Below are 3,070 nucleotides of genomic sequence, written 5' to 3' on the forward strand. Positions count from 1 at the left end.
TCGGCTCGATCCCGAGGACCGGGATGCCCCGCTCGACGAACGCCTTCAGCAGGTAGCCGTCGTTGCTGGCGACCTCGACCACCAGGCTGTCCGGCCCGAGGTTGCGGCTCGCGATCAGGTCGATCACGTGCTTCTCCGCGTGGCGGACGAGCATGTCGGAGAACGAGGAGAAGTAGGGATAGTCCTCGTCGAAGATCTCGGACGCCGGCAGCTCGTGGGTGAGCTGGACGAGTGCGCAGGCCTCGCAGAAGCCGACCTCAAGCGGGAACGACGGATCGGTCGCGTCGAGGGCGTCGGCGCGCACCAGGCGGTTGGCGATGGGGGTGGACCCCAGGGAGAGGAACAGGCGCGGGGCCGGTCCGCCGCAGGACCGGCAGGCGATTACCGCCGTAGCGATGCCGCCGGGAGCATCCTGCTTCTGGGTCGCCTGCTTCTGGGTCGCGTCGGCCTCGGCGGTGCCACTACCGTGCTGGGCCGGGGTTGCGGATGACATGCGTTCCCCTAGGTGAGGTGTCGACATCGATCTTCACGATCTGGTGGACGGGAATGGCTGTGCCAGTCGGCCGCGAGGCCGAACGAGAGGCCGAACGACATGATGACCGCACATCCGACCAGAAGGATGTGACGGTCCCGCGAACGACATGATCTTCGTGAAGCCGGGACGGGCCCGCCACGCCGCCGGGCGATCGCCGGCGAAGGCAGGAAGGAGAGCGCAGGCCCCGGGCATGCGGGCACCGGTCATCGGCCGGACACCCGCCACCCACCGCCGCAGCGGCGACCGCCGGACGAGCGCTCGTTTCCGTCGGCGAGATGCCACCGCCGGCACCCCTGACGGCAGCCCGATGATTTTCCGGCGAAGATCGGCGGTCATGGGTTCTGCGCACGCCGGGTCATGCTAGCCGGTGGGCACCACCCCCCACGTGACCCACAGTCGCCGAGAGGAAGCCGTGGCACCACCCCCCGACGCCGCCTAGCCGGCCCCGCCAGCCGTCCCGCCCGGCGGGTATCCGCGGCGTTGCAGGCGCTGTCGGCCGTCGGTCGACCGACTGTCGACCGACGGCCTCGTTCAGCCGGTCGGGGGAAAACCCGGTAATCTAACCCTCACGTCCGCGCCTGGTTGTCCAGCTGGCAAGACGTGGGATGCCTTCCAGCACCTGCCCCCGTTCGTGGGCAACACCCCACACCCCGCTCACTTTTCCCTGCCAGCATTGATTTTCACTGGTGGAGCGGGGGCCCGGCGGTCGACCGAACCGGGGACGACGGATTCAGGCCGTCGCGCCAACCCCGCCGGATGCGTGAGCTACATCACGTTGGATGCCGGGAGGGCCGGGTGGCGCGGCGTCGCCGGCCGGGCCTCCGGCCGGACCATCGCCGGCCAGCAGCGGCCAGGCACGGTCCTTGTCGGAGATCACCGAGACGGGCAGCGGCCAGACGATACCCAGCCGCGGGTCGTCGAAGCGCAGCCCACGGTCGTGTCCCGGCGTGAACGGGACGTTCATCTGATAGGTCGCCTCGGTGGACTCGACGAGCGTCTGGTACCCGTGCGCCAGGCCCGCGTCGATGAACAGCGCCCGATGGTTGTCGGCCGAGAGCTTCACCGCCACGTGCCGCAGGTAGGTCGGCGAGTCCGGGCGGGGATCGACGACGACGTCGAGCAGGGCGCCGCGGGTGCAGCGCACCAGCTTGGTCTCCCGCACCGGCTCCCCCGCCCAGTGCATCCCGCGGACGGTGCCCGCGGAGGCGTTGTAGGCCACGCTGCACTGGGCGACGTCGACCGTGAGCCCCGCGGCGGCGAACTCGTCGGCACAGAACGTGCGCGCGAACATGCCGCGGGCATCGGAGAACGGCTCGACATCAACGATCATCACCCCGGCGATCGGCGTCGGCGTAATGATCACGAGTGGGCCCAGAACAGGTCGGCGTCGAGCTGGCTGGTGCGGATCAGGTACTGAAGCTGCTTGAGCCGGGTGTGCCCGCGGCCGGTGAACGTCTCGTTGTCGAGCTGGATACGGGTGAAGACGTCGTGCAGCTGCTGGGCGCCCCTGAGCGCGTTCCAGTCGCAGGAGAAGCCGGGCAGGATGGAGGCGATCTTGTCGAACGACACCCGGTAGCTGCGATTGTCACCGCCGTTGTCACCGAAGCTCAGCGTGCAGCCGGTGAACACCGTGGCGACCGCGTCCGCGATCTCCTTCACCTGGTAGTTCTGCTCGCTGTCGCCGACGTTGAAGATCTGGTTGTGCACGATGTCGCGCGGTGCGGTCAGCGCCAGGCGGATCGCCTTCGCGATATCGAGCCCGTGGACCAGCGGACGCCACGGGGTGCCGTCCGAGGTCATCGCGATCTCGCCGGTAGTCCAGGCCACCCCGGCCAGGTTGTTGAGCACGATGTCGAAACGCTGCCGCGGGGAGGCGCCGTAGGCGGTGGCGTTGCGCAGGAAGGTCGGCGAGAAGGTGTCGTCCGCCAGCGGGGCGACGTCACGCTCCACGTAGACCTTGCACTCGGCGTAGGGGGTCTGCGGGTTCACCGGCGAGGCCTCGGTGACGTCCGCACCGGTCGCGACGCCGTAGACGCTGCAGGAGGACATGTAGACGAACCGTTCGACGCCGGCCTGCTTGGCCAGCTTCGCCAGCCGGACCGAGCCGACGTGGTTCACCTTGTACGTCACGTCCGGGGCGAGCGCGCCGAGCGGGTCGTTGGACAGCTCCGCCAGGTGCACGACGGCGTCGACCCCCGCGAAGTCCTCGACCGTGAGATGGCGAAGGTCCTTGTCAAGGGTCAACGGGGTCCGGTCGACGCCGCGGTACAGCCAGCCGTACTTGTAGTAGCCGGTGTCCACGCCGATGACCTCATGGCCATCACGCAGCAGCTCGGGCGCGAGCAGGCACCCCAGATACCCCTCCGTGCCCGTCACGAGCACCTTCATCCGCGAGTCCTCCCCATCTCGGCAACGGCACAGGTCGGGTCCAATCGGACACCAGTGTTCCGGCCTCAAACCGTACCGAGTCGATCCCACGAGCCGGTCGCCGACATCCCGCAGTGGCGCGTAGGCAGTCTCAGCGCGCCGGCGGGC

3 protein-coding genes are annotated in these 3,070 nt (G+C 69.1%); all 3 read right to left on the reverse strand.

Features of this window, described 5'->3' with window-relative positions:
• Nucleotides 1-493, reverse strand: a 493-nt coding sequence (locus tag AC08ON_RS11290) for a class I SAM-dependent methyltransferase (protein ID WP_476616930.1), incomplete at its 3' end; no start/stop codon positions are given.
• Nucleotides 494-1,265: 772 nt separating this feature from the next.
• Nucleotides 1,266-1,898, reverse strand: a complete 633-nt coding sequence (locus AC08ON_RS11295) for a dTDP-4-dehydrorhamnose 3,5-epimerase family protein (protein ID WP_476607295.1) — start codon at nucleotides 1,896-1,898, stop codon at nucleotides 1,266-1,268.
• Nucleotides 1,895-2,923, reverse strand: a complete 1,029-nt coding sequence (locus AC08ON_RS11300) for an NAD-dependent epimerase/dehydratase family protein (RefSeq protein ID WP_476607296.1) — start codon at nucleotides 2,921-2,923, stop codon at nucleotides 1,895-1,897. Before AC08ON_RS11300 ends, AC08ON_RS11295 begins: the two co-directional genes overlap by 4 nt.
• Between the last annotated feature and the right edge of the window lie 147 nt (nucleotides 2,924-3,070).

The sequence above is a fragment of the Frankia sp. CoWAU3 genome, from assembly GCF_977971855.1.